Origin of the sequence: Acinetobacter sp. YZS-X1-1 (assembly GCF_000804305.1) — a bacterium.
Classification (GTDB): domain Bacteria; phylum Pseudomonadota; class Gammaproteobacteria; order Pseudomonadales; family Moraxellaceae; genus Acinetobacter; species Acinetobacter variabilis.
In genome coordinates this window covers 1-25076 of sequence record NZ_JWHB01000024.1, presented here as the reverse complement: position 1 = coordinate 25076, position 25076 = coordinate 1, and the positions used below count along the sequence as shown (strand labels likewise).

At 38.6% G+C, this 25076-nt stretch carries 19 protein-coding genes and 9 pseudogenes; 11 read left to right on the top strand and 17 right to left on the bottom strand.

From position 1 onward, the window contains the following. Positions 1-33 precede the first annotated feature (33 nt). The 7 genes and pseudogenes from RJ01_RS16140 to RJ01_RS12020 form a co-directional block, all read right to left on the bottom strand. A pseudogene (locus RJ01_RS16140) lies at positions 34-150 on the bottom strand (putative oxygenase MesX); the annotation flags it as partial. Positions 151-159: 9 nt separating this feature from the next. Continuing rightward, positions 160-276, bottom strand: a pseudogene (locus RJ01_RS15890) (transposase); the annotation flags it as partial. Between the two features lie 50 nt (positions 277-326). Further along, positions 327-1532 carry an integrase arm-type DNA-binding domain-containing protein gene (locus RJ01_RS12035; protein WP_034171258.1) on the bottom strand — a complete coding sequence of 402 codons (1206 nt, stop codon included), beginning with the start codon at positions 1530-1532 and terminating at the stop codon, positions 327-329. Positions 1533-1874: 342 nt separating this feature from the next. After that, a pseudogene (locus RJ01_RS15885) lies at positions 1875-2102 on the bottom strand (helix-turn-helix domain-containing protein); the annotation flags it as partial. A 202-nt stretch (positions 2103-2304) separates the two neighbouring features. Continuing rightward, positions 2305-2655: a hypothetical protein gene (locus RJ01_RS12030; protein ID WP_034171257.1), complete on the bottom strand. Its 351-nt coding sequence runs from the start codon at positions 2653-2655 to the stop codon at positions 2305-2307. 150 nt (positions 2656-2805) lie between these two features. Further along, positions 2806-3305: pseudogene (locus tag RJ01_RS15880) on the bottom strand (IS3 family transposase); the annotation flags it as partial. Positions 3306-3669: 364 nt separating this feature from the next. After that, on the bottom strand, positions 3670-5769 hold the full coding sequence (locus RJ01_RS12020; RefSeq protein WP_034171287.1) for a TonB-dependent siderophore receptor: 2100 nt from the start codon (positions 5767-5769) through the stop codon (positions 3670-3672). Positions 5770-5913: 144 nt separating this feature from the next. On the opposite strand from RJ01_RS12020, the pseudogene RJ01_RS12015 reads away from it, so the two are divergent. The 5 genes and pseudogenes from RJ01_RS12015 to RJ01_RS15870 form a co-directional block, all read left to right on the top strand. Continuing rightward, positions 5914-6853: pseudogene (locus RJ01_RS12015) on the top strand (IS5 family transposase). A 435-nt stretch (positions 6854-7288) separates the two neighbouring features. After that, positions 7289-8923 carry a malate dehydrogenase (quinone) gene (mqo, locus tag RJ01_RS12010; RefSeq protein ID WP_034171255.1) on the top strand — a complete coding sequence of 545 codons (1635 nt, stop codon included), beginning with the start codon at positions 7289-7291 and terminating at the stop codon, positions 8921-8923. Between the two features lie 72 nt (positions 8924-8995). Next, a pseudogene (locus RJ01_RS12005) lies at positions 8996-10271 on the top strand (MFS transporter). A 56-nt stretch (positions 10272-10327) separates the two neighbouring features. After that, the gene (locus RJ01_RS12000; protein WP_034171254.1) at positions 10328-10813 is read left to right on the top strand and encodes a hypothetical protein; all 486 of its coding nucleotides are present in this window, start codon (positions 10328-10330) and stop codon (positions 10811-10813) included. A 351-nt stretch (positions 10814-11164) separates the two neighbouring features. Continuing rightward, positions 11165-11493, top strand: a pseudogene (locus RJ01_RS15870) (transposase); the annotation flags it as partial. Positions 11494-12050: 557 nt separating this feature from the next. Here RJ01_RS15870 and RJ01_RS11995 read toward each other — a convergent pair. Then, complete coding sequence (locus tag RJ01_RS11995; RefSeq protein ID WP_034171253.1) at positions 12051-12689, bottom strand: glutathione S-transferase family protein; 639 nt, start codon at positions 12687-12689, stop codon at positions 12051-12053. Positions 12690-12705: 16 nt separating this feature from the next. Continuing rightward, on the bottom strand, positions 12706-13725 hold the full coding sequence (locus tag RJ01_RS11990) for an NADP-dependent oxidoreductase (RefSeq protein WP_034171252.1): 1020 nt from the start codon (positions 13723-13725) through the stop codon (positions 12706-12708). Positions 13726-13868: 143 nt separating this feature from the next. On the opposite strand from RJ01_RS11990, the gene RJ01_RS11985 reads away from it, so the two are divergent. After that, positions 13869-14477 (top strand): TetR/AcrR family transcriptional regulator, encoded by a 609-nt coding sequence (locus RJ01_RS11985; protein WP_034171251.1) that lies wholly within the window; start codon positions 13869-13871, stop codon positions 14475-14477. Between the two features lie 111 nt (positions 14478-14588). After that, positions 14589-14819, top strand: a complete 231-nt coding sequence (locus RJ01_RS11980; RefSeq protein WP_034171250.1) for a hypothetical protein — start codon at positions 14589-14591, stop codon at positions 14817-14819. A gap of 83 nt (positions 14820-14902) precedes the next feature. On the opposite strand, the pseudogene RJ01_RS15865 reads toward RJ01_RS11980, so the two are convergent. The 3 genes and pseudogenes from RJ01_RS15865 to RJ01_RS11970 form a co-directional block, all read right to left on the bottom strand. Then, a pseudogene (locus RJ01_RS15865) lies at positions 14903-15043 on the bottom strand (alkene reductase); the annotation flags it as partial. A 102-nt stretch (positions 15044-15145) separates the two neighbouring features. Then, positions 15146-15823 carry a type 1 glutamine amidotransferase domain-containing protein gene (locus tag RJ01_RS11975; protein WP_004761253.1) on the bottom strand — a complete coding sequence of 226 codons (678 nt, stop codon included), beginning with the start codon at positions 15821-15823 and terminating at the stop codon, positions 15146-15148. Between the two features lie 75 nt (positions 15824-15898). Continuing rightward, positions 15899-17056: an iron-containing alcohol dehydrogenase gene (locus RJ01_RS11970; protein WP_034171249.1), complete on the bottom strand. Its 1158-nt coding sequence runs from the start codon at positions 17054-17056 to the stop codon at positions 15899-15901. A 191-nt stretch (positions 17057-17247) separates the two neighbouring features. Between RJ01_RS11970 and RJ01_RS16855 the strand changes: the two are divergent. Beyond that, positions 17248-17565, top strand: a pseudogene (locus RJ01_RS16855) (IS3 family transposase); the annotation flags it as partial. Between the two features lie 85 nt (positions 17566-17650). Here RJ01_RS16855 and RJ01_RS11965 read toward each other — a convergent pair. The 4 genes from RJ01_RS11965 to RJ01_RS11950 all read right to left on the bottom strand — a co-directional run bounded on the left by RJ01_RS11965 (position 17651) and on the right by RJ01_RS11950 (position 20756). Next, entirely contained in the window at positions 17651-17953 is a 303-nt protein-coding gene (locus RJ01_RS11965; protein WP_000920558.1) for a putative quinol monooxygenase, read from the bottom strand. Between the two features lie 334 nt (positions 17954-18287). Next, complete coding sequence (fghA, locus tag RJ01_RS11960) at positions 18288-19118, bottom strand: S-formylglutathione hydrolase (protein ID WP_034171248.1); 831 nt, start codon at positions 19116-19118, stop codon at positions 18288-18290. A gap of 228 nt (positions 19119-19346) precedes the next feature. Further along, positions 19347-20459, bottom strand: coding sequence for an S-(hydroxymethyl)glutathione dehydrogenase/class III alcohol dehydrogenase (locus tag RJ01_RS11955; RefSeq protein WP_000842149.1), 1113 nt, complete (start codon positions 20457-20459; stop codon positions 19347-19349). Between the two features lie 21 nt (positions 20460-20480). Next, positions 20481-20756, bottom strand: coding sequence for a metal/formaldehyde-sensitive transcriptional repressor (locus RJ01_RS11950; protein ID WP_001133624.1), 276 nt, complete (start codon positions 20754-20756; stop codon positions 20481-20483). Positions 20757-21223: 467 nt separating this feature from the next. Here RJ01_RS11950 and RJ01_RS11945 point away from each other — a divergent pair, with 467 nt between their 5' ends. Beyond that, on the top strand, positions 21224-22219 hold the full coding sequence (locus tag RJ01_RS11945) for a zinc-dependent alcohol dehydrogenase family protein (protein ID WP_004812136.1): 996 nt from the start codon (positions 21224-21226) through the stop codon (positions 22217-22219). Beyond that, complete coding sequence (locus RJ01_RS11940) at positions 22209-23225, top strand: zinc-dependent alcohol dehydrogenase family protein (RefSeq protein ID WP_004812134.1); 1017 nt, start codon at positions 22209-22211, stop codon at positions 23223-23225. Before RJ01_RS11945 ends, RJ01_RS11940 begins: the two co-directional genes overlap by 11 nt. 50 nt (positions 23226-23275) lie before the next feature. Here RJ01_RS11940 and RJ01_RS11935 read toward each other — a convergent pair whose 3' ends face one another. Then, complete coding sequence (locus RJ01_RS11935) at positions 23276-24175, bottom strand: LysR family transcriptional regulator (protein WP_004812132.1); 900 nt, start codon at positions 24173-24175, stop codon at positions 23276-23278. Between the two features lie 135 nt (positions 24176-24310). On the opposite strand from RJ01_RS11935, the gene RJ01_RS11930 reads away from it, so the two are divergent. Continuing rightward, positions 24311-25051, top strand: coding sequence for an SDR family oxidoreductase (locus RJ01_RS11930; RefSeq protein WP_004812130.1), 741 nt, complete (start codon positions 24311-24313; stop codon positions 25049-25051). Positions 25052-25076: the final 25 nt, after the last annotated feature.

The window sequence follows — 25076 nt, the reverse complement described above, 5'->3', positions numbered from 1 at the left end:
ATTAGATTCTCGCTCTAATGTGAAATGAAATGCCTATTTTTCAAGAATATTTTGATACGACTTAATGAAGTTCTCTTCTATCCATTTACCTTGCTTAAGATTCAGTTGAACACGTTCAACACCTTCATAAACTTTACGAGTTAAGAGAAATCATCATTGTGAACAGACTATTTCTCTAAGTTGATTCATCACAACATGTAATTTATAGCCATAGAACCGGCCCATTGAGCTTTTACCACGAGATGCAATTTTAGATAATGATTTATAGCGGTGAATAGGTTTGTGCAACAAAGCCTATTCTAATTAAAACTTGGATTTCATAACCATTAATTTACAGTACAACTATCAATAAAATCGCCCCACCATTGCATCATTTCCATACGCTGATTAAAATATTCTGCATGATTATAACTTGCACGGGTTTTATTTTTATCAGTATGAGATAGCTGTGCTTCAATCCAATTTGATTGAAATAAACCGGATTCATTTAATATGGTACTAAATGTCGATCGTAACCCATGAGAAGTTAATTCATTTTTAGTATATCCCATTTTTCTGATAATCAAGTTCAGGGTATTAAAATGAATAGGTTTATTATTGTTTCGGGGGCTAGAAAACACATATTTTTCGCCATGAGACCAAACGAGTGCTGATTTTACAACTTCAAGTGCTTGATCAGATAGTGGAACTAAAAATTCAGGAATATCATGACCTAAAATAACTTTTCTTCTATATTGTTTAATATGTAAGGCTGGTATTTTCCATATTTTTTTATCCAGATCGAAATGATGCGGTTCACAAAGCAGTAATTCTCCACCTCGTACGCCTGTATATAACTTAAATAATAGGGCTTTTTTAATAATAGGATCTGTATTAACCTGCTTTAATCTAGCTAAAAAGCTAGATAGTTCATCTGAGTTTAAATACGGATAATTTTTTTTAATTTTATTATTGATTAATATTTTATGAAGACCATGGGCAATATTATATTCACAATAACCCATTGCTACAGCATAATCATAAATCTGATTTAAATAACTATAGGCTTTCTTTACAGGTTCTTTTACATTTCTAGATTCTATATTTTTAATAATCTTAACTAGATCATATCTTTTAATTTCAATAAATGGTATTAGTCCAATATTTGGATAAACATCCTGATCTAAACATTTTTTTGCGAGCTGAATTACACCGCATCGTGGTTCATCTTCAAAGGAATTTTTAATTTTAAATTCTAACCACTCTTCACAAATATCCTGAAAAGTTTTGATGTATTTTTTATGCAGTGGTTTATTTTCATAATTATTAAATTTATATTCATCCCGGACTAATCTGGCCTCTTTCAAGGACATTACAGGATATTCACCCAACTTCATGCGAGGACGTTTATTTGTCCCTGCAAGTGAATAGCGGTAACTCCAAGATTTACGTCCGTTTGGTTCTACCTTCAAACTTAAGCCGTCATCATCTGCCAGAAAATAGATTTTTTCCTTTGGTTTAGCTTGACGTACCTTAATTTCAGTAAGACTCATGAATTTTTAACCTAACCACAAATGGCACTGCTCAATTCAATTATAGCAAATTTAAGCGATATTCATATGATGCGTATCATACGCATCACATATTTTTATAAGTAATTGTTAAATATAATTTATATTTAGATTGGTTATTCCCTAGTAACCAATTAATTAACCATTGATTTTGCAAGTCTTAAATTGGCATTTGAAGTGCAACCCCATGTTATGACCATTCACATTTCTGCTCCATCATTCATGGTTACTTATTAGTTATGTTATTATGTCAGGAGCGATACAAGAATTAGGGTAACCTTATTATGGAAATAGCGAATACGAAATTACTAGCTGGCGCTTTGATAGCCCTAACTTTAAAGCTTCTAGCTCAGCATTGATTTTAGTATTTGGCGATTTTAAGGAACATTTACTATGACTACTTAATCCATCAATACCTTGTTCAGAATATCGTTTCCACCACTTGCATAAAGTTGGTCTAGAAATGCCACATCTCCGACAAACCAGGCCAGCATTATTGGTCTCTTCAAATAATTTAACCCATACGAGTCTTTGTTGAATTTCTCTGTTCATAGACACCCATTATATTGAAGTGATGTCTATGAATCACACAGATTATCATAAGGCTTTTGCAACTGTCGCACCTCATGTTTGAATTCACCCATTAACAGAGTGCGAATTAGTCCTTGATCATGTTTGACCACATTTCAAGGAATAGTGTCCAACTTTCGGTATGCAGATTATGGTGTGGGGTTCTCTTAAAGTTTAAACCTTATTATTTTACTTCAGTAATGCTGATTGGCTGGTCTTTTACAAATTCAACAACCCCTTCACCACGTTTAAAGTGAATTGAAACTCCATTATTATTAGCTAAACGAATACCACTACCAGCAACTGTTTGCTTTAAACGATATACCATGCCTGAGTTATCAGTCATTAAAGCAGTTTCAAAGTTATCCGATGATTTCAGAAAAATTAATAAACCATTTGGACCAGAAAATTTAAGGACCTGCGTATCAGCTGAAGTATTGCTTGTAGCCTTATCTTGTAAAGTTTCAGTCTTTGGACTCGAAGTACACCCAGTCATTGTTAAAACTAACAAAGTTAAACTTAGAAAATATTTCATTTAACTACCTTTTTCATCTGTAAATCATAGGTGTATTTATACTAATTGTTATAATTTAACAATAAAACAGATATTACTTTTTTTTACATAAAAAAGCCATAAATCGCATTTTGAACCTTACTGGATTTATCAGAGATTTTTTTATTTAAGTTAGGCCACCTGACCTAACGGGTTAATCTTATCATAGTACATTGCTTCAAACTCAAAAGGCGATACATAACCTAGTGCACTGTGTACATGCTTTTTATTAAACCAATCTACCCAATTTAATGTCGCAAGTTGTACATCTGCTAAACTTTGCCAATCTGCTTTTAAATATTCAATCATCTCTGTTTTGTATAAGCCATTTACTGTTTCAGCCAAAGCATTATCATATGAGTTCCCGTTGTACCGATTGATGCTCGTAAATTTTCTGCTCCTAAACGATTGGTATAGCGAATGGAAAGATATTGCATACCTCTGTAGGAATGGTGAATCACATTCTTTGGCATGCCTCGATCGTGCAATACTTGCTCTAATGCATCGAGTACCATATCTGTATTCATACGTGTTGATACTTTCCATCCAACAATTGCTCGTGAGAACACATCAATAATAAAGGCGGTATAGACCCAGCCTGAATTTGTTTGAATATACGTAAAGTCACTCACCTGAGATACCGTCTTGGTAGTCAATCAATAATTGAACCGCTCTATCTCTGATTTCAGGGGTATATTTTACTTTCTTCATCGGAACACTACGCTTCGCTACGTCGTGCGAAGCAATGCTTCTCATCTCAGGAAAGTTGGTCTCAAACAAACCCGGTACGGTTCAACATGCTATCAAATGAATATTAAACCTCTTGCGAAAGTATTATTTTTGACTATTTTAGACTTTGATATTTATTTAAAAATCAACGTTTATCACTGATTAAATTTTGACTAACGCAAGAGGTCTATTATGTTGATAGATATTTAATTAGCAAAGTATAAGTACATGTGCATACTTTGCTAAATTCATGTTATTAGGATGTTTTTAATACTTGAATTTAACCGTAAAATTTACTTGACGGGGGTTACCAAAAGCCACGACTCGGTTATCAATTACACCCGAATAGTAGTTTTTATCAAAAAGATTGCGAACAGATAATTGTGCTCCCCAATGTTCTGCATCATATCCTGCGTCAGCGTTATAAATAGTATAAGCAGGTAGTTCAATATCGAGACCTGATAACTCTGTTTCACTGGCACCCGTAATTCCTGCACCTACATACCACCCCAAAGAACCTTGAGGACGATAACGAGCCATAAAGCTATAAGTGTGTTCTGGAGTATTTTCTAAACGTTGTCCAATACTGCTGATATCAGTACTCTTAGTTGTTTTAGAGTCATATGTATAAGCATATGCGACAGAAGCAGTCCAATAATCATTGATTGCGGTATTTATTTCAGCTTCAATACCACGAGTGGTCTGCTCACCCTCAGTAATTTGGTAGCTAATATCAGTTGGATCATTCACCAGAACATTCTGACGACGTAAATCAAACCAAGATAATGTACCTTGAATCAGTTGATCCGCACCTTGGAATTTAACACCTGCTTCATATTGCTTGCCTTTCTCTGGGTCGAATAGGGCATTATTTCTATCGGTACCAATGTTGGGAACAAAAGAAGTTGCATAACTAACGTAAGGAGCAATCAAGTCATTTACTAAATACATGATCGATGCATTACCAGTAAAAGCATGATCCTCTTGAGGATCAGTTTTAGTTCCTTTTAGGACATTCTCTGAGGAGGATTTTGCCCAGTCATATCGACCAGCCAAATTTATAATCCACTGATCGCTTAAAATGATGCGATTTCGGGCATAAATCCCCATATCACGCAAATTGGTAATACTATGGCTATTCAAACTGAGTGTATTGATACAGCCTTGATTGTACTGTGGTGCGAAAGGGTTAATTGTTGCAAAGTTACAACGGTCCGCAGCTGTTTCTCGCTTCTCCTGCATAACGTCAAAACCGACCAGTAGATCATGTTCACTGTTTCCAATTTGCAACTTCTTTTGAAGGTTATTATCGATTGTATAATTGGTATAATCCCAATCTTGAACCTCTAATCGGCGTTTTACCGCAGTTTCAGTACTACCCGCTTGTAGAGAAATGAAGCCACCATTCATTTCAGTTTTTTGAACAGCCGCATTTTGCTTAAAGACTAAGTCATTACCGAAATCATATTTAAAATTCCACCCTGCACGATATACATCTGCTTTGTAAGGATCTGATGAAGGGTCTCCACTAAAGAAAGAGGAATCAATCTTACCTAATGCACTTGGCAGTAATGTACCGACTAATGGTGCACCTTGATAACGTTGATATTCACGATGTTGATAGCTGGCAATCACGGAAAGATCAGCATGATCTCCTAAATCAAAATTATAAGTTGGAGAGATGTATAGATTTTTAAAATAAACATAGTCAACAGGATCATCTTGATCTGCATATCGGCCTGTTAAACGGAAGGCTCCTTTTTCAGTTTCATGCGGGGCATAGTTCAAATCGAAGTTGGCTTGTTTAAAATCATAACTTCCATAGCTTACGTCTGTTTGAGCAAAACTTTCCGCTTCAGGCCGTTTAGTCACTAAATTTACTAAACCTCCAGGTGCTACTTGCCCAAAGCTTACGGATGCAGGGCCTTTAAGTACTTGTACTTGATCAATCCCAGATAAATCAACCGCAACAGCAGATCGAGCAGATGTTCTAAGCCCATCAACAAAGATCTGATTATTTGCACCTTGCCCACGAATATTGAAGTCATCCCATCCGCGGCGACCACGTTGACCAGAGACTACACCGGCAACACCATTGATTGCTTCAGCTAAGGTTGTAGCTTGCTTTTGATCTAATTGTTCACGTGTGACAACACTTACGGATTGAGCTGTTTCAAAAAGTGAAGCATCAGATTTGAGTAAAGATGCTGCATGTTGAGCAACATATGGTGATTTAGCTTCTTGGGCTTGTATGGTGATGGTAGGTAGAGTAGAGGACTCACTCTCAGTGGAATGAGATTGCGCATATGCTGTAGAAACGATAAGAGGAAGCATCGCAAGAACAAGAGGGGATTTTCTATACAACATAAATATGGAGAAGGAATTAATATTAATGAGAATTGTATTCATTTTTATTTACAAATGAAACTGCGTTTATTTCCTTTTTTCAGTTTAAATATACTTTGTTGCACAAACCTATCTCTAAGGCTTATTCCATAATATAATTGTCAAATGAATAAGCCTACACCTAAAATTTATCGTACAACCAATTGGTCTTCATATAACCGAGCACGCATTCATCGCGGAAACATTGCCATTTGGTTTGATTCAGCCACCGAATGGTATGCTCCGTCCATCGGTAAACACGGGCGAAATCAAATCTATTCCGACGCAGCCATCCAATGCTGCTTAATGATTAAATCTTTATTTCGTCTGTCTTTACGTATGGTCACTGGCTTTGTGCAAAGTCTGATTAAACTCTCTGGCTTAAATGGGACGGCCCCAGATTATTCGACCATATGCAGAAGACAAAAGCATATTGCGATTAGCTATCAAAAAACTTGTGATGGACTATATCTACTCATTGACTCTACTGGCTTGAGTTTTTTAGGTGAAGGTGAATGGAAACGCAAGAAGCATCAGCCTGAATATCGACGACAATGGCGTAAACTGCACATAGATATAGATGCTGAAACACTGCAAATACGTGCAGTTCAGCTTACAAAAAATAATGTCAGTGACTCACAGTTTCTTGGTGATTTACTTGATCAAACTCCACAAGATGAGCGGATTGACTCTGTTTATACTGAAGGCTCTTATGACACCAAGCAATGCCGTCAGGTCATTGCAGATCGGCAAGCGCATGCGGTGATTCCACCTAGAAAAAATGCGAAACCATGGAAAGATACAAAGAGTAGCTCGCTAGAGCGAAATGAATTACTTCGAACAGTTAATCTTGCGAAGTAGTGCTTCTCAGGTAGACACTATGGAAAAATGGTCAGGTTATCATCGGCGAAGTTTAGTTGAAACTAAGATGCGCTGCATTAAATTATTAGGAGATAAACTCAGTACAAGGAGTTTTGATAGCCAAGTCAATGAGCTTCATGCACGTGTAGCAGTCATTAATAGATTTACGGAATTAGGTCGACCACTTACCCAAGTTACGCCTTAAATTTGGCTCAATTAGGGGCGCTTTGCCTTTCAAATATTTGTGCAATAAAGCCGTTGGAAAGTAACCTTGAAACAAGTTATAAGCTTCTTTTTAATAAATTACTGAGTATTTGTATAAATATTCAACATCTGATTTTTTTTAAACCAGATATTGAATTAAAATAAAAACCAATAAACAAGAACAAACATCATTGGTATTTATATTTTAATTATGTTCATTTAGAATAAAAATTACTAAGTCAATACATATTTAGTCTAAAATATCCATCAATCAAAAATGTGTGATAGCTTCGAACGTTAATCTTTGCATACTTGTAATTTTGAGTATTACTTCAATTCTCTAAGCTAATTCTTTACAAGTGTTCCTATCACCATAATTGTTATTCTTGTCTTCGCTATAAAGCGATCCAAACCTGCCCTCCATGGTCATAATCGCATGAACAAATTTTTAAAATACCTATTGGTATTCATCGTTCTGCTTATTATTGCAGCACTAATCTTTTTATTTAGACCTATCGCGTCTAAGAAAATTCAAAACACCAGCAATGAGCCTGTCGTTGACGCAGTCTTAGTTGGTGGTGGCATCATGAGTGCAACCCTAGGCACATATCTTAGTGAACTTGAGCCAAACTGGCAAATTCGCATGTATGAACGCCTAGACAAAGTTGCACAAGAAAGCTCTAACGGCTTCAATAATGCAGGCACAGGTCACTCTGGCTTTATGGAAATGAACTACACCTCTGAAAAAGATGGGAAAATGGACATTACCAAAGCTGTAAAAGTGGCTGAACAATTTGAAGTTGCAAAACAGTTCTGGTCTTATCAAGTCAAAGAAGGTGTTTTGGGACGACCAAATAGTTTCATCAACCCTGTACCGCACATTGCTTTCGTTTGGGGTGATAACGTGAATTTCCTCGAAAAACGTTACGCTGCAATGGTTAAAAACCCAATGTTTTATGGCATGAAATTCTCTGAGAATCCTGCTGAAATTAAACAATGGGCACCATTGGTGATGAATGGCCGTGATGCTGCACAAAAAGTAGCTGCAACACGCATGGATGTAGGTTCGGATGTGAACTATGGTTCAATCACCACTCAATTGGTCGATCACCTTAAAAAACAACCTAATTTCCAGTTACAAACATCGACTGAAGTGACTGGCATTAGCCAAAACGATGATAAAACGTGGACTGTTGCATTTAAAGACCTCACTACAGGGAAAACAGATCACGTGAAAACGCGATTTGTCTTTATTGGTGCAGGCGGTGCAGCGGTTAAACTTTTACAAATGACAGGCTTACCAGAAGCGAAGCAATATGCTGGCTTCCCTGTAGGTGGCGTGTTCTTAATGACCGACAACCCAAAAGTCACTGAAGGTCATACTGCAAAAGTTTATGGTCGTGCTGAATTAGGCGCACCGCCAATGTCTGTTCCACATATTGATACACGTTATATCGACGGTAAAAAATATGTGTTGTTTGGTCCATTTGCAACTTATTCAAACAAGTTCTTAAAACAAGGTTCTCAGCTTGATTTATTGAAATCAACCACTAAAAACAACGTTTTACCAATGACCGCTGTAGGTATGGAAAATCTTGATTTGGTGAAATATTTAGTTAGCCAAGTCATGATGACCGATGAAGACCGTTTTAATGAGTTGAAAAAATACTATCCTGATGCAAAACCAGAAGACTGGCGTATGAATCAAGGTGGTCAACGTGTTCAAATCATTAAGAAAGAACCAGGCAAACCTGCAAGCTTGCAATTTGGTACCGAGATTTTTGCATCACAAGATGGTGCTGTGACTGCCCTATTAGGTGCGTCTCCTGGTGCTTCAACTTCCCCTTATATTATGTTGAGCTTGCTTGAAAAAGCATTCCCTCAGCAAGTAGCAGGTAAATGGAATCCGAAATTACATGAAATTGTAAAATCGTACCAACAAGAACTCAGCACTAATCCTGTGCTTCTTGACCAAGTTCGCCAATACACCAGCACAACCCTTGGTTTGAAATATACACCTATGGCTAAAGCTGCAAATGACGAAACTATTGCGGTAGCAAAAGCACAGTAATCTGCTTTAAACCCTAAAAAGGATGGACTTTGCGCCATCCTTTTTTAATTCATATTTGAAACTATTCTGTTTATGTCGCTTTTCCATTCCGATGCTTTTTTGGCTTTTCGTTCACGTGATTTTTCACTTCTGAGTGTCAATCAGTTGTGCTTAATTCTAACCATCATGATTCAAGAAGTCGTCATTGCCTATAGTATCTATCAACTCACTCAAAATCCACTCAGCCTTGGCATGATTGCCTTAATTGAGTTACTCCCCTTTATTCTCCTCTCCCTGATCAGTGGCGACTGGGCTGATCGCTATAACCGACAAAAAATTGTGCAGTGGAGTTTTAGCTGTAGCACTTTAATTCCATTATTATTTATTGTTCTTTTTTCTCAGTACCAACAACAGCACATTCAACAAAATACACTTTTATGCGGCATTTATAGCCTCATCTTTTGCTTAGGCATACTTAGAGGCATCTACAGCCCATCATTTAATTCATTACGCCCTTTTCTAACCCCCGAGTCAGTCTATAGCAATGCAGCCACATGGACCGCGCTCATTTGGCAAATAGGCGGCATTTTAGCGCCTTTATGCGCAGGACTTTTACTCGGCCAACTTGGGCTTGAAAAAACCCTCTTTATTGTTTTTTTCTTGTGTTGCGTGGGTAGCATCTGCTTATTCGGATTAAGTCCTCGTCAATTCCCTAGCCCCCATAAACAGCATTTAAGCAAAAGTTTGAAAGAAGCCTATTTGTTTATTTTTAAACATCCACTAATGTTTTGGAGTATGTTGCTGGATCTCGGCGCCATGCTTTTTTGTAGTGTCATTATCTTACTGCCTATTTTTGCACACGATATCCTGCATCTTGGTGTTGAAGGCTTAGGTATACTCAGAGCTGCACCAGCTATTGGCGCCTGTATCATGATGTTGATGTTGACCTGTTATTCTCCGATGCAAAATGCATGGAGAAATATGCTCTATAGTAGTTTTGCAATTGCTTTGTGTACTTTAGCCTTTGCACTATCCTCTCATGTTTGGCTCTCAGTCTTCTTCCTTGTTTTAATCGGTGCCTTTGATAGCATCAGCATGGTCATTCGACAAACTTTATTACAGCAACTCCCCCCAAAAGCACTATTAGGGCGTGTAGCGGCTTTAAATGGCATATTAGTCACTTCAGGCAATCAGCTCGGTGCCATACACATGAGCTTGATGACGCGCTATTTTTCTGTGGTGCCAGCAGTACTTATTGGAGGGACGCTGTGTTTAATAATCTGTGGTCTAAGCTCTACTCGTACGCGACATTTATTTAAGCCATCTCCAACACTAAAAAAAACATGCCACAGTGGCAAAAAGTGAATAACATGTTAAGCTTCAAATCCTCTTTTAATATGATGTGAGTTTTCAATAGAGCAAATTATGAAACAGATTTTCCCCTTTTCACATATTCTCTATACCAAACTCTATTCTTTCGTACTATCAGTGCTGTTGGCTTATTGCCTATTCAATGCAATTTATACGTTCATTATTGGTGGGACTGGTTTTTATTTATTTGCAACTTTTATTTTAGCTTTTCAATGTAATTTCGCGTTACGCACTTCTCTGCATGACCGTATTTACACCAGTTTAGGGTTAGTTTTGCTTATTATTGGGTTATTGTATACACATGGAATTCACTTTCTAAACCATTTAAAAACAATTGTATTGGTTCCTGTTTTAATTTTAACTGCCTTTGGAATAGATAATTTATATAGAAAGCCAAATAGACTTAGTTGTCTTAAAGTTGGACTGATCCTCGGCCTATTACTATTAGCTTATATTCAATATTATGATTTAGTAGAACTGCAAAATTATTATGACTCTTTACATAATGATGAGACTTGGCAGCAATTTGGCGCATTATAACAGCTGGCACAAAAAATTCGGTGGGTGAAAAATTTACAATCCTAATTCTGATTTATCATGTTATTACATAGGAAAACTGCCTTTAAAAGGCGGGTCTTGCTAGTCTGGAATTGCAGACGAAAGGGAATAAAATGCCTGTATATCAAATTCTAGAAATTGATCATTTTCAGCATCATAAACAAAAGATTTTTCTTCTAATAAGTATTGGCCATCTTGCTCATTAAGAAAATTTTAAAGTTATTTGCTTGATCAGGGAAAATTTGTTTTCCGTCAAAAAAGATCATAACAATCTCGAACGGCTTTGTTGCACAAAGATGTTCTTAAGGGCTTTTTCAGCAATATAATTTTCAAATGAAGAAGCATACACATAAAATTTACCGCACAACCAATTGGTCCGCATATAACCGAGCACTCATGAGTCGCGGAAATATTGCCATTTGGTTTGATCCTGCTACGCAATGGTATGCTCCATCAAAAGGCAAACTAGGACGAAATCAAATCTACTCCGACGCAGCCATCCAATGCTGCTTAATGATTAAATCCTTATTCCGTCTGTCTTTACGTATGGTCACAGGCTTTGTGCAAAGTATGATTAAACTTTGCGGATGAGCAGCCCCGAATATCAGTGATATTCGTACACCACGCTTTGTAGAAGACAAAAGCATATTGATATTGCAATCTTGGAGAATATTCTCCAGAGCTTGATAATAATGGTCTTTATATTTTACCTGCTTCAGGTGAGTATGAAATTAGAGTATTACAACCTAGATCACAGGCAAGAAAAGATAAAAAACCTCAATACTGGATGAGTATTGACATTAAATAAAGACTTGCTAGATTCGTTTAAGCTTTTATACAAGGGTTCAAAAACTATTGCCAGTTAAACTGGGGCGTGATTTTTACGTATATGTGTTTATGTTAGTAAAATGATGTAGATCACTTGTTTAATCCCCCGAGGAATAATTTAATCTTGCTGTGCGTTAGTCACTTTTCTTTCAAAAGTTGATTATATCTTTCAAGGTAACCGTCGTGATATTCAAGCCCTTTTGATAGGAATTTGCAGTGAAAGAATAGGCGAAACTTGTCTTAAATAATGGTAATTCCTTATCTTTAAAATAAAGAACGCCCGATGAAATTCATTAGGCGTTTACTTTAACTAAGTGTCAGCTTATTTTATAACCAGATGTACTTGTCAATCATGATTCTTTTTCTCAATTGCCTTAAAAAAACAATCTTGCTATTTTTGACTTTTCACACCATTTTGTTCAATTTGTACTGCGGCTTGCCAGCTAGGTAGTTGGCTTAAACCTGCTACATAACATTGGATATGCGGATAATTTTCACCTTGTCCCATATGATAAACTAAAGCATGTAGTCCAAAGCCCATCATAAAGTCAGCACCGGTTAAACGGTCTGCCACTAGAAATTCTTTATCTTTTAAATATTCATTTAAATAGCTAAATACTTTATCGAACTCAACTTGAGTATAATTTTCTAGAAATACCAACTTCGTACCCTGCTTGGTTTCTAGCGCATTAAACGTTTTTAACAAAAATGGCAGCATGGCAGAGCTTTCTGAGAAATGAATCCACTGTAGATAATCGACATAAGTAGGTTCATCCATATCTGGTGCTAAATGCGGCGCAAGTTTCTGAATTAATAACTCAACGATTGCGCCTGACTCTGCAATAACCTTGCCATCCCATTCCAATACTGGAGATTTCCCTAAAAGATGGATGGTTTTTAAAGAGTCAGGGGCCAAATGCGTGCTTGAGTCACGATAATAGCGTTTCAGCTCATAAGGCTGCTTGATTTCTTCAAGTAACCACAAAATGCGAAAAGAACGTGATTGATCTAAATGATGTAGTGTAATCATGATAATTCCTATTTTTTTAAATTTTTACAACGACTTTGCCAAAGTTTTTGCCTTTCAACATACCATTGAAAGCATTGATCGTGTTATCTAAACCTTGCACCATATGCTCTTTATATTTGATTTTTCCGTCTTTCAACCATTCAGACATTTGCTGAGAGAATTCCGGATACTGACTGCCATAATCATCAAAAATAATAAAGCCTTGCATGCGAATACGCTTTTTTAAAAGGGTGGAAATAAAGCCCGGTAAACGGTCTGGCCCTTGTGCTTGCTCGGTAGCGTTATACTGGGAAACCACACCACACACCGGTACACGTGCCGCAGAGTTAAGCAATGGCCATACCGCATCAAACACTTTACCTCCTACATTCTCATAATAAATATCAATACCGTTGGGAACTGCTTGTTCTAATTGTTCTGCAAAATTTTCATCATGATGATTGATACAAGCATCGAAGCCGAGCTCTTCTACTGCATAACGACATTTTTCAGGCCCACCTGCGACGCCAACCACGCGACAACCTTTAATTTTGCCAATCTGTCCAACCGTAGCACCAACAGGTCCCGTTGCAGCTGCAACGACTAAAGTTTCACCGGCTTTAGGCTGACCAATGTCCAACAGCCCCATATAAGCAGTAAATCCTGGCATTCCCAAAATACCCAATGCCCAAGATGGATGTTCAGGTTGCATACCTAAGCTTTGACATGCAGTCCCATTAGAAATTGCGTAGCCCTGCCAGCCATTTCCTGATAGAACCCACTCGCCTTCTTTGAATTTTGGGTTTTTAGAGGCCACTACTTGACTGACTGTTCCACCGACCATCACTTCGCCAATTTCAACCGGTGCTGCATATGAAGGAGCATCACTCATGCGACCACGCATATAAGGATCGAGTGACAAGTAAATGGTTTTTAACAATATCTCGCCTTGTTTAAGTTCATTGAGCTCAACTTGCTCAATACGAAAATCGCTGTGTTTTGGCTCACCGACTGGCCGTTGAGCTAAAACGATACGTTGATTAATAACTGTTTTCACACATATAACTCCATGTTTTATTTAAAAGTATTTCTATTTACAATCAAAAATTATGATTAAAATTTCTTTACATCCATTGTAGATGAGTTATACTAAAAAGCAATACGACTGGTCTATTTTTTACAATAGAGTAAATAATTGATATGAAGCCTACTCCTATTAAAAAGTCTGAAGCGAAGCGCTTACACATTCTTAATACCAGTTCAGACCTGATTTTGCATAAAGGTTTTACTGGTGTAGGATTACAGGAAATTTTACAGAGCTGTGAGATCCCTAAAGGCTCGTTTTATCATTATTTCCAATCCAAGGAAGCTTTCGGATGTGAATTGGTACAACATTATGTGGATAATTACCAAGTCCGTTTAAATGATGTATGGCGTAGTGATAAATCCCCTTATCAAAAGCTGATTGAGTATTTTAATTTATGGATAGAAGATCCTGAAACACAGTGTGGTTGGGCGGATAGCTGTTTAATTGTGAAACTTGCCGCAGAAGTTGCCGATCTATCTGAAGATATGCGCTCCATTATGTCCGCTGGCGTCGATGATGTAATCCAACGGATTGCTGCTTTAATTGATTTAGGAAAACAGGATCAGTCTATCCAAGCAGATACTGAGTCCTCGACGTTGGCACAAGTACTTTACCAAATGTGGTTAGGTGCAGCATTACTGAGTAAGTTGCAAAAAGATAAAACGCCATTACATCAAGCTCTGAGAGCAACTAAATTTCTATTAAAAAGTGAAGATTCATAAAAAATAAATTAAATATCAATAACATAATTAATGGTTTATGATAGCAACCCAATGATTACTTATTCATGTATTGCTATTAGATCGATTTACAATCAATGAGTATAGCGCGCAATGAATTCTCCTTCTAAAGCCCTCATGACTCGTATTTTAGTCGGATATTTAGGCTTATATCCCACACTATTACTAGTACTCACGTTATTAAAGCCAATTACTCAGCATCAAAGTTTCCCGATGATGGTGTTGATTGAAGTCATAGTTTTAGTGCCAGTAACGCAACTGATTTCTTTCCCACTGGCAGGTCGGCTCATTACACAGCTAAAAAATTTTAAGAATTTGTTTTAACAAGAAATTGTGCTGGCAACAGCAATCCTAAGCCCTTATATTGCCAACCACAAAGGTTGGCAAAATAACTCACTTAGTCGAGATTAATCTGCGTAAGCTGGATAATCAATATAGCCTTTTTCCGTCCCACCATACATAGTGCTTGCATCTACTGCATTCAATGGCCAGCCATTAGCGATGCGATCGGGTAAATCTGGATTCGCAATAAATGGGCGTCCAAATGCGGCTCTTACCATTAAATGAGGGTTATTTTGCTTATTGAGCCAGTTGCTCAAAGTCAGAAGTTTTATTCACTGCTAAGCACCACAACAGACACTAGCTACTCTTTATTTCAACAATTGAAGTAATGCTGTAGCGGTTGCAGCAGAAGAGGCTGGATTTTGTCCAGTAACCAGCAAGCCATCTACTTGAACATATACTTGCCAATCATCCACTTTAGAATAATGACCACCGTTTTCTTTAAGCATGTCTTCGACTAAAAATGGTACAATTTCAGTCAAACCTACAGCGGCCTCCTCAGTATTGGTGAAACCAGTCACTAATTTACCGCTAACTAAAGGCGCTCCATTACTCGCTTTCACATGACGAAGAACACCCGGGGCATGACACACTGCTGCAACAGGTTTGCCAGACTGAATCGCCTGTTCAATCAGAGAAATTGAAATCGGATCTTCTGCTAAATCCCACAACGGGCCATGCCCGCCTGGATAAAACACTGCATCATAATCAGCTACAGAAATTTCGCTAAGTTTATGCGTCTGGGCCAATGCTTGCATTGCAGTTGGATCTGCTTCAAAACGATGAGTGGTTTCAGTTTGCGCATCGGCTAAATTACTTTTAGGATCTAGTGGTGGCTGCCCACCTTGAGGCGACGCCAGCGTAACTTCAGCACCAGAGTCAATAAAGGTGTAATACGGTGCAGCAAGTTCCTCTAGCCAGAAACCTGTTTTCTTACCAGTATTGCCAAGTTGATCATGTGAGGTTAAAACGATTAAAATTTTCATGTTATTTCTCCGATAATTTTCATGATTGAGGAGCATTGTTACAGGGTCAGAGCATGCCAGATACGCGCATTTAGCTTAGATGCTCATCTCGAGAATTTGGCGACTGATCTCTAATGAAACATTTTTATGTTCGCCTAGCTGTGTAAGATTATGTGATTTAAGTTGCGTAATGATGATCTCAATATCTGTCTCCCCCAGTCCATAATCGCTAAGACGAGTCGGCAATCCAAGTTGCTCAAAGAAGGCTCGAGTACGAGCAATAGCAGTATCAATACGTTGTTCTTCATCACCTTCGACAATCTGCCAGACACGAGCTGCATACTGTAGTAATTTTTCTCGCTTCTCTTGACGACGTACATGTAGATTGGCCGGCAACACAATGGCCAAGGTACGAGCATGATCAATACCATATAAAGCCGTGAGCTCATGTCCAATCAAATGGGTTGACCAATCTTGTGGTACCCCAGCTCCAATTAGCCCATTCAGTGCCATGCTAGCAGACCACATCAAATTCGCACGCATGTCATAATCTACTGAATTTTCAAATATTTTTGGTCCAATCTCAATCAGAGTTTGCAATAGACCTTCGGCAAAACGATCTTGTACTTGTGCATTCACAGGGTAAGTTAAGTATTGTTCCATGACATGAATAAATGCATCGACCACGCCATTAGCTAACTGGCGTGTCGGCAAGCTAAAAGTTTTATTCGGATCAAGTACGGAAAATTGCGGAAAAACATAAGGACTGCTAAATGACAATTTGGCTTGGGTCGATTTTCTGGTGACTACCCCACCGCTATTCATTTCTGAACCAGTTGCCGGAAGGGTGAGTACACTCGCAAAAGGCAAAGCTTGAGTAATTTTAGTACCATGGGTTTCTAAAATCTCCCATGTATCCCCTGTATAATTGACTGCTGCTGCAATAAATTTAGTACCATCAATTACCGATCCACCACCGACAGCCATCAAGAAATCTATCTTTTGTTCTCGAATCAGCTCTACGGCTTTCATGAGGGTTTCATAACTCGGATTCGGCTCAATTCCGCCAAATTCATGAATTTCTCTTGCACCTAATGCTTCACGCACCTCAGCTAAAGTACCATTCTTACGTGCACTTTCACCACCAAACAACATTAATACTTTTGCTTCTGTAGGCACATAGTCATTGATTTTAGCTATTGTATCGCCACCAAAAATAATGCGGGTCGGATTATAAAAGTTAAAATTCAGCATATTTTTATCCTAGGATGATCAACTAATTGATTTGAAAAACCACCGTTATTCATCAAATAAACTTTAAAAAATTGGACAACACTGCGGCTTTTGCCTACACCATGTGGTGACTATACATAAAAATAGACCAGTCGTCTATTTTTATAAAAATTATTTCAGCTTGCAACTTTAGTGATGGTTAAAAAAATCTAGGCTTGTTCTATACCGCTTTTATTATTGATGTATTTTCACGAGCGATTGTTGGATGAAAGGTATCAACACGCATGACTACTGACATGGTCATGAACGCATTGGCTAAAACAGTGAATGGCTTATACAAAACAGTGGTGATTGAATATTTAAAGCAGATTGGCACGGTTTAGCAGATGTACAAATGCGACAGTAAATTAAATATATTGGTTCAATATAAAGCATGTAAATGGGTGCATTCGTTTATTTACCCTGTTTTGATATTGACCCATGTAAATGATGAAATTAAGCCATTAAATAAAGTAGCCCAACTTGAATAAAAAGCCTCTGACAAACCTCACAGGGTTAAAGTGCTGCCTTTCATTCAAAATTTCAGGCAGCACACTCATACATTTAAGCGTCGGTTTAAGCTGGTAGTTTACTCGCCAAAACATCTACTTTTTCAATAGACGGTGGCTCTGAAAATAGCTCTTCGGCCTGAGCCATCAACGCAGCTGCAACCTTGCCAGATAGATGTGCTTGGCGACCCGCCTCATCAGGAAATGCATCGAAAATACCAAATGTTGTAGGTCCAAGACGTAGGCCAAACCACGCAACTGTCGCAGGTTCTTCCATTACAATAGGTAAACCGGCTTTAAGGAAAGCTTCCACTTCGTCTTCTTTACCCGGTTTAGCTTCAAGGCGGACATATAAAGCTGTTTTAAGCATGACTAAAACTCCACAATTGATTAGAATTAAAACGATTCTTACATTGCTAATGGATGCATGTCAGAAAGTTTTGTTGTATAAAAGTTAAAAAAAATTCCCATAGCTGAGCCAAAATCTGATTTTTTTATTTCGACATAATGCTATGAATTTATTCAAGTTAATATCATTAACATTTGAATCAAAAAATTAAGATATGAGATGATTAAATTCAATCTTAGTTATATAAGGATCAATTGACTCTACCTTAGATTTATAAGCTGACCTCTTCATCTGGAAATTATATTGCTCAAGAAGCATTCAAGAACAATAGTGTACATCCTCATATCTATGAAAGTTATTTAGCTAGGAATTTGCTGTGAAACTCTAGATGTTTCTCTATAAAGCTCGCAATGAAGTAATAGCTATGGTCATACCCTTCTCTTAGGTTAAGTGTAAGAGGATATTCTTGTTCCAAACAAATATCACTAAGAAGCTTAGGCCTTAACTGTTCTTCAAGAAAATCATCAGCTGTTCCCTGATCGACTAAAATAGGTAAATGAACTTCAGCGTTTTTGATTAATTCAATCGCATCATAGCTTTTCCATAAAGTTTCGGTTTCACCTAAGTAGTGTGTAAAAGCCTTTTTCCCCCAAGGTACTTGGCTAGGTGCAACAATTGGTGCAAAAGCAGAAATACTTTTATACAGCTCAGAATTTTTTAACCCAATTACTAATGCACCATGACCACCCATGCTATGCCCCATAATGCTTTGGACTTGATTGGTCGGAAAATTCAGGTCAATCAGATTTCTGAGCTCTTCCACAATATAATCATACATTTTGAAATGCTGTGACCAGGGTGCTTGTGTTGCATTCACATAGAATCCTGCGCCTTGGCCTAAATCATAATCTGCATGATCTGGTACATCCTCTCCACGTGGGCTGGTATCTGGTGCAACAATAATGACTTTATGTTCAGCCGCATACTTTTGTGCTCCGGCTTTAGTAATAAAGTTCTGTTCGTTGCAAGTCAGTCCTGATAACCAATATAAAACTGGCAACCGCTCATCTTTATCATGAGGTGGCAGATATATTGAGAATTTCATTGAACAGTTTAATGCTATTGACTGATGGCGATACACTTCTTGCGATCCACCAAAAGAAGCATGTTTCTCAATTATTTCCATAATCAATTACCTATGTTGAGCAAGACTTCATGAGAAATCAAGTAAACAAAGAGTCTGACATTCTCCACAGAGAATAGTGATAAAGATTTAAAATGTAGGCAGGTTTATTGAACCTATACATGATGCCTACACAGATAGATCTGTTTTACAGATGATGTGCCGTTTTAGAGGATTCCATGCATATCATTCATGATGCACATGCATGGAAAAGTATAAGGTCTGACGGAATTATTCGTAATGAATTACAGTACGAATTGACTTACCTTCATGCATTAGATCAAAGGCTTCATTGATCTGATCCAAGCCCATCGTATGTGTCACAAATGGTTCTAATTGAATTTTACCTTTCATGGCATCTTCAACCATTCCTGGAAGTTGCGTGCGACCTTTTACGCCACCAAAAGCAGAACCTAACCATTTACGACCAGTAACTAGTTGGAATGGACGGGTAGAGATTTCTTGACCTGCGCCAGCTACACCAATAATTACGGATTGTCCCCAGCCACGGTGTGCACTTTCAAGGGCTGCACGCATTACATTCACGTTGCCAATACATTCAAATGAATGATCTACACCCCAGCCAGTCATTTCGACAATTACTTGCTGGATCGGTTTATCGTAGTCTTTAGGGTTCAAGAAGTCCGTTGCACCAAACTCTTTTGCCAGCGCAAATTTATCTGGATTCATGTCAACCACAATAATACGTCCTGCTTTAGCTTGACGTGCGGCTTGTACGACTGCTAGACCAATACCACCTAAACCAAAGACCGCAACACTATCACCTTCTTGTACTTTAGCGGTGTTGTGTACTGCACCGATACCCGTTGTGACACCACAACCTAGTAAGCAGACATGTTCGTGATTGGCTTCAGGATTGATTTTAGCCAATGATACTTCTGCCACTACCGTGTATTCACTGAACGTTGAGCAGCCCATATAGTGGTAAATCGGTTGACCATTATAGGAAAAACGAGTTGTGCCATCTGGCATTACGCCTCTACCTTGAGTTTCGCGAACGGAAATACACAAGTTCGATTTTCCAGATTTACAGAATACGCACTCGCCACATTCAGCGGTGTAAAGTGGAATTACATGATCACCTGGTTTGACGCTAGTCACGCCTTCACCAACCTCAACTACGACACCAGCACCTTCATGCCCGAGAATAGCCGGAAAAACACCTTCAGGATCATCGCCAGATAAAGTAAATGCGTCTGTATGACACACACCGGTATGGGAGATCTTGATTAATACTTCACCTTTCTTCGGTGGTGCAACATCAACCTCAACAATTTGAAGAGGTTGACCAGGACCAAACGCAACGGCAGCACGTGACTTCATGGAATAATTCCTTATACAGATCTATTTTAAATATGATTTTAGAATCTTGGCGATTTCAGCCAATTCTTCTTTTCGTTGTTGTTCTGTGGTTTCACCTGATACTAAAGTGTCTTTTAAATGAACCTCTAACATCTCATTCATTAAACCATTAATAGCACCACGCACAGAGCATATTTGTTGCAGAATTGCACCACATTCCACATTGTCTTCTAACGCTTTTTCAATCGCTTGCGTCTGACCTTTGATCTTTCTGACGCGTAGAAGAATCTTTTTTTTGTCTTCAACCTGATTAGGCATCAGACCTCCTTATTTGCTAGCATTTATACTATAGTACCCCATAGTATAAAAAAAGCAATAATTTTTATAAATCGAAAAATCAAAAAGGTCTTTAGCGAAAATTTTCTATCCCTGTTTTTAGTTTTTTTAAATTAACGTCGTAGAGCTTATGCGAAGGTCACAAAAAAATGGGACTTTTAGCTGCCATTTTTTATTTTGGCTCATGTTCTTTGTAATGCTGTGACCTTTTAGAATTATGTTTCAAATTTTAGCCACTTTGTAGATATTTTGAACGTTTCAAGCCTTGAAAATACTACCGACAGTTTAGATTAAACTGCCTTTACAGACTGTACTAGAATATTTTTAGTGAGCGGATGATATTTATTATTCATTATTTAGGAATTATTAAATCCTATAAATATCATTTATTGGATTAATTTACTTTGGTACTGTGCATATCATCCCCCAGTTAAGAATAAGGAACAACTATGAATAAGATGATGAATGCTCTTATCCTAGAAAATTTTGGTGCTCATGAATTTACACGTGTAGAACTCCCTATACCTCAACCAGAGGCTGGGCAAGTTCTAGTACGTATTCATGCCAGTGGTGTAAACCCTATTGATTATAAAATTCGTCTTGGTGAAGCACCATATGCTATGCCAGAGCTTCCTGCCGTGTTGGGAACAGATATGGCTGGGGTTGTAACTGCTATTGGTGAAGGTGTCACTCACTTCAACGTCGGAGATGAAGTTTACGGTCTGATTGGTGGCGTTTGTAATCTTCAAGGATCTTTAGCAGAATATGTTGTAGCAGATGCTGATCTGATCGCATTAAAGCCACGGAATATCTCTATGCGCGAGGCAGCAGTACTACCATTGACGTTCCTCACCGCTTGGGAAGGTTTAGTGGATAATGCGAAGGTCCAACCAGGGCAAACTGTACTGGTTCAAGGTGGTGCTGGTGGCGTTGGTTATATGGTGGTTCAGCTTGCAAAAGCACTTGATGCAAATGTTTGGGCGACTGGTCGTACAGCTGATCAATCACTGATTTCAGAACTCGGTGCAACACCTCTCGATTACACAACAGCATCTTCCGATGACATTATTGCTGCAAGCCCTGAGGGTCAAGGTTTTAACATTGTTTACGACACTGTGGGTGGTCCAGTACTCGAAGCTTCACTTTCCATGACAACTCACTATGGCCACATTACCAGCTGTGCTGCATTTGGTAATCATAATTTAGCGAGTTCATCTCTACGGTGTGCCACAGTGTCTGGCGTATTCGTCCTAATGCCGATGTTAACAGGCAATCGCCGTTCTCATCATGGTGATATCCTTAAGATCGCGACTCGTCTCGTTGAGGAAGGTAAACTGCGTCCTATTGTTGATCCTCGTCATTTTACTCTAGACCAAGCGATTGAGGCTCATGATGCTGTTCAAGATCGCTCTGCCAATATTAAGGTAGTGATTGATGTCATTTAACGCACTTCAGGCCAAGACTTGGCGCTTCAATAGTATTGGAGATACAGATGTTCTGACATTAGAAACACTTCCTGTTGCTTTACCAGCAGCAGGAGAAGTTCTAATCCAGATGAAAACGATCGGACTCAACCGGGCTGATGTAATGTTTCGGCGTGGTACTTATATTCAAAAGGCAGTATTCCCTTCTCGTCTGGGATATGAGGGAGCAGGCATAGTTCTGGCAATAGGTGAAGGTGTACGCCAATTTTCTCCAGGAGATGCAGTATCGATTCTTCCGACTGACAATCTAGCCAAATATGGGACATATACGGACAAGCTTCTGATTCCAGAAACTTTTTTAGTTCACAAACCCGATAGTTTAAGCTGGGAAGAAGCTTCTTCAATCTGGATGCAGTATTTGACGGCTTGGGGTGGTGTAATCCATGCTGGTGGAGTTTCGAAAGGCAAAACGATCTTGATCACAGCAGCTTCAAGTAGCGTAGGACTAGCTGCGATACAGATCGCTGAAGCAGCGGGTGCTAAGGTCATTGCAAGTACACAGACGATAGAGAAAAAGCAACGTTTACTGGATCTCGGTGTTAAAAATGTTATAGCCAGTGAAGATGAACCAGATTTGTATGAGGCGCTTGTTTCACGTTTGGGTGGAGAATATCTTGATGTCGCCTTCGATGCTGTAGGAGGGCCACATATTGAACAGATTGCAAAAGCGATGTCTGTGGGAGGAACGATGGTTATGCATGGTGCACTTAGCCCGGAGATCACACCATTCCCCCTAAAAATTGCATTACGCAAGAGCTTAACTATGCGAGGTTTTTTGTTCCTTGAGGTTCTGCATGACCCTGTTCTAAGGGAGCAAGCCAGACGATTTATTCTTAGCAGTATAGGTGCAGGATATCTTCGTCCAGTGATCGACTGTTGCTTTAACTTTGAGGACATGCATGACGCTCAGCGCTATCTTGAATCAAATCAGCAAATAGGAAAAATTGTAGTTACTCTAAATACATGATGGTCTTATCTGATTTCTACTTTCTAGAAAAAAGGTTAGTTCCTTCTGATTCAGGTTTCTATATGGCCCAGCACTTCCACTAAGTAATCAAACAATGCTCGGATTCGCAAAGGTGTCGGGCCCCGCTGTGGACGATATAAATACAGGCGCCAAACAGGAGAGGTTTCCTCATGAAGTATCTGAATAAGCTTACCACTCCTAAGCCACGGCAAAACTAGAAATCCAGGCATGTGTCCGAATCCAACTCCAGCGAGAATCGCTTGAAATTCAGCTTCTAGATCATCTGTAATAAAACGGGGCTTTGATGGCGTAAAGCTTCGACTTTCGGTGAATGTCCATGGCCAGTAACGTCCTGTTTTATGATCGACTAATGCTGTTAGAGGGTATTTATCTAGGTCAATAATTTTTTTGGGCATTCCAACCTTATCAATTAACTCTGGCGTACCCACAGAATAAAAGTTCACTTTCGCCAATTCCCTTGCCACATATCGATTGTCCGGCAAAAATCCAAATCTGATCCCGATATCTATCCGCTCATCGATCACATCCGAGTGTGAATCTGTTAGCACACAATCCACGACAATATCTGGATAACGTGTGGCAAATTCTGCTAGTGCAGGTACTACCAATTTGCGCCCTAACACAGACGACACAGTAAGACGCACAGTCCCACGCATTTCATCTCGTTTTTCCTTGGTGTCTTTTACAAACAAAGCATCGATCGATCCCACCGCAAAACGTGCTTGCTTTGCCAGACGCTCACCATCAGCGGTAATTTTAATTTGTCGAGTACTCCTGTAAAACAGAATCTCTCCGCGCTGCTCTTCTAGCTCTTTTATTGCCCGTGTCACTGCCTGTGGGGAAATACCCAGATGAGTTGCTGCCTCTTTAAAATTTCGAGACTCTGCTGCGACACAAAAGATACGCATCATTTCCAATTTGTTCTGCATGTCCAATCCTGTGGTCTGGTAATTATTCCGTAAATAGGAATTCTGAAAGATAATATTATTCATTTATTATACCTAACAAGGCTGTAATACTTAATCCATCAAATATGATTGACAGATAGGTTGAAGGGCACTTGTATGAATAATATAGAAAATAAAGTTATTGTTATCACAGGTGCAAGTAGTGGTTTAGGTGAAGCTACTGCTCGCTTACTTGCTAAAAAAGGTGCAAAGGTTGTACTTGGTGCTAGACGTACTGAAAAATTAGAGGCTATTGTTCACGACATTCGTACTGAAGGTGGTCAAGCTGAATTTATTGGTATGGATATAACCAAACCACATGAAGTACAAGCACTTATTGAAAAGGCATTAAGCGCATTTGGTCAAATCGATGTATTGGTAAACAATGCTGGATTAATGTCTATTGCACCATTAAGTGAGCTAAAAGTTGATGAATGGGATCGTATGATCGACATTAATATTAAAGGTGTTCTTTATGGTATAGCAGCTACTCTACCTGTTTTCCAAAAACAAAACTTTGGACACTTTATTAATCTCGCATCTGTTGCAGGGATAAAAGTATTTAGTCCAGGAGGTACTGTTTATAGCGGTACTAAGTTTGCTGTAAGAGCCATCTCTGAAGGACTTCGTCATGAAGTTGGGGGAACAATTAGAACGACTACTATTGAGCCTGGTGCAGTTGAGTCAGAACTAAAATTTGGTTCTTCTCATAAAGAAAGTTCAGAGTTTGTTACTGATTTCTACAAACAAGCTATACCAGCTGACTCAGTCGCTCGAGCAATTGCTTATGCAATTGAACAGCCTGCGGATGTAGATATTAATGAAATTGTTTTACGCCCAACGAGCCAAGAGTTTTAGGGTGTGTTGACACTTTTAGCTTAAA

Excerpts from the sequence above, each read along its gene's own strand:
- RJ01_RS12035 (WP_034171258.1), bottom strand. The coding sequence starts at position 1,532 with ATGAGTCTTACTGAAATTAAGGTACGTCAAGCTAAACCAAAGGAAAAA.
- RJ01_RS12030 (WP_034171257.1), bottom strand. The coding sequence starts at position 2,655 with ATGAAATATTTTCTAAGTTTAACTTTGTTAGTTTTAACAATGACTGGG.
- RJ01_RS12020 (WP_034171287.1), bottom strand. The coding sequence starts at position 5,769 with ATGTTGTATAGAAAATCCCCTCTTGTTCTTGCGATGCTTCCTCTTATC.
- mqo (WP_034171255.1), top strand. The coding sequence starts at position 7,289 with ATGAACAAATTTTTAAAATACCTATTGGTATTCATCGTTCTGCTTATT.
- RJ01_RS12000 (WP_034171254.1), top strand. The coding sequence starts at position 10,328 with ATGAAACAGATTTTCCCCTTTTCACATATTCTCTATACCAAACTCTAT.
- RJ01_RS11995 (WP_034171253.1), bottom strand. The coding sequence starts at position 12,689 with ATGATTACACTACATCATTTAGATCAATCACGTTCTTTTCGCATTTTG.
- RJ01_RS11985 (WP_034171251.1), top strand. The coding sequence starts at position 13,869 with ATGAAGCCTACTCCTATTAAAAAGTCTGAAGCGAAGCGCTTACACATT.
- RJ01_RS11980 (WP_034171250.1), top strand. The coding sequence starts at position 14,589 with ATGAATTCTCCTTCTAAAGCCCTCATGACTCGTATTTTAGTCGGATAT.
- RJ01_RS11975 (WP_004761253.1), bottom strand. The coding sequence starts at position 15,823 with ATGAAAATTTTAATCGTTTTAACCTCACATGATCAACTTGGCAATACT.
- RJ01_RS11970 (WP_034171249.1), bottom strand. The coding sequence starts at position 17,056 with ATGCTGAATTTTAACTTTTATAATCCGACCCGCATTATTTTTGGTGGC.
- RJ01_RS11965 (WP_000920558.1), bottom strand. The coding sequence starts at position 17,953 with ATGCTTAAAACAGCTTTATATGTCCGCCTTGAAGCTAAACCGGGTAAA.
- fghA (WP_034171248.1), bottom strand. The coding sequence starts at position 19,118 with ATGGAAATAATTGAGAAACATGCTTCTTTTGGTGGATCGCAAGAAGTG.
- RJ01_RS11955 (WP_000842149.1), bottom strand. The coding sequence starts at position 20,459 with ATGAAGTCACGTGCTGCCGTTGCGTTTGGTCCTGGTCAACCTCTTCAA.
- RJ01_RS11950 (WP_001133624.1), bottom strand. The coding sequence starts at position 20,756 with ATGCCTAATCAGGTTGAAGACAAAAAAAAGATTCTTCTACGCGTCAGA.
- RJ01_RS11945 (WP_004812136.1), top strand. The coding sequence starts at position 21,224 with ATGAATAAGATGATGAATGCTCTTATCCTAGAAAATTTTGGTGCTCAT.
- RJ01_RS11940 (WP_004812134.1), top strand. The coding sequence starts at position 22,209 with ATGTCATTTAACGCACTTCAGGCCAAGACTTGGCGCTTCAATAGTATT.
- RJ01_RS11935 (WP_004812132.1), bottom strand. The coding sequence starts at position 24,175 with ATGCAGAACAAATTGGAAATGATGCGTATCTTTTGTGTCGCAGCAGAG.
- RJ01_RS11930 (WP_004812130.1), top strand. The coding sequence starts at position 24,311 with ATGAATAATATAGAAAATAAAGTTATTGTTATCACAGGTGCAAGTAGT.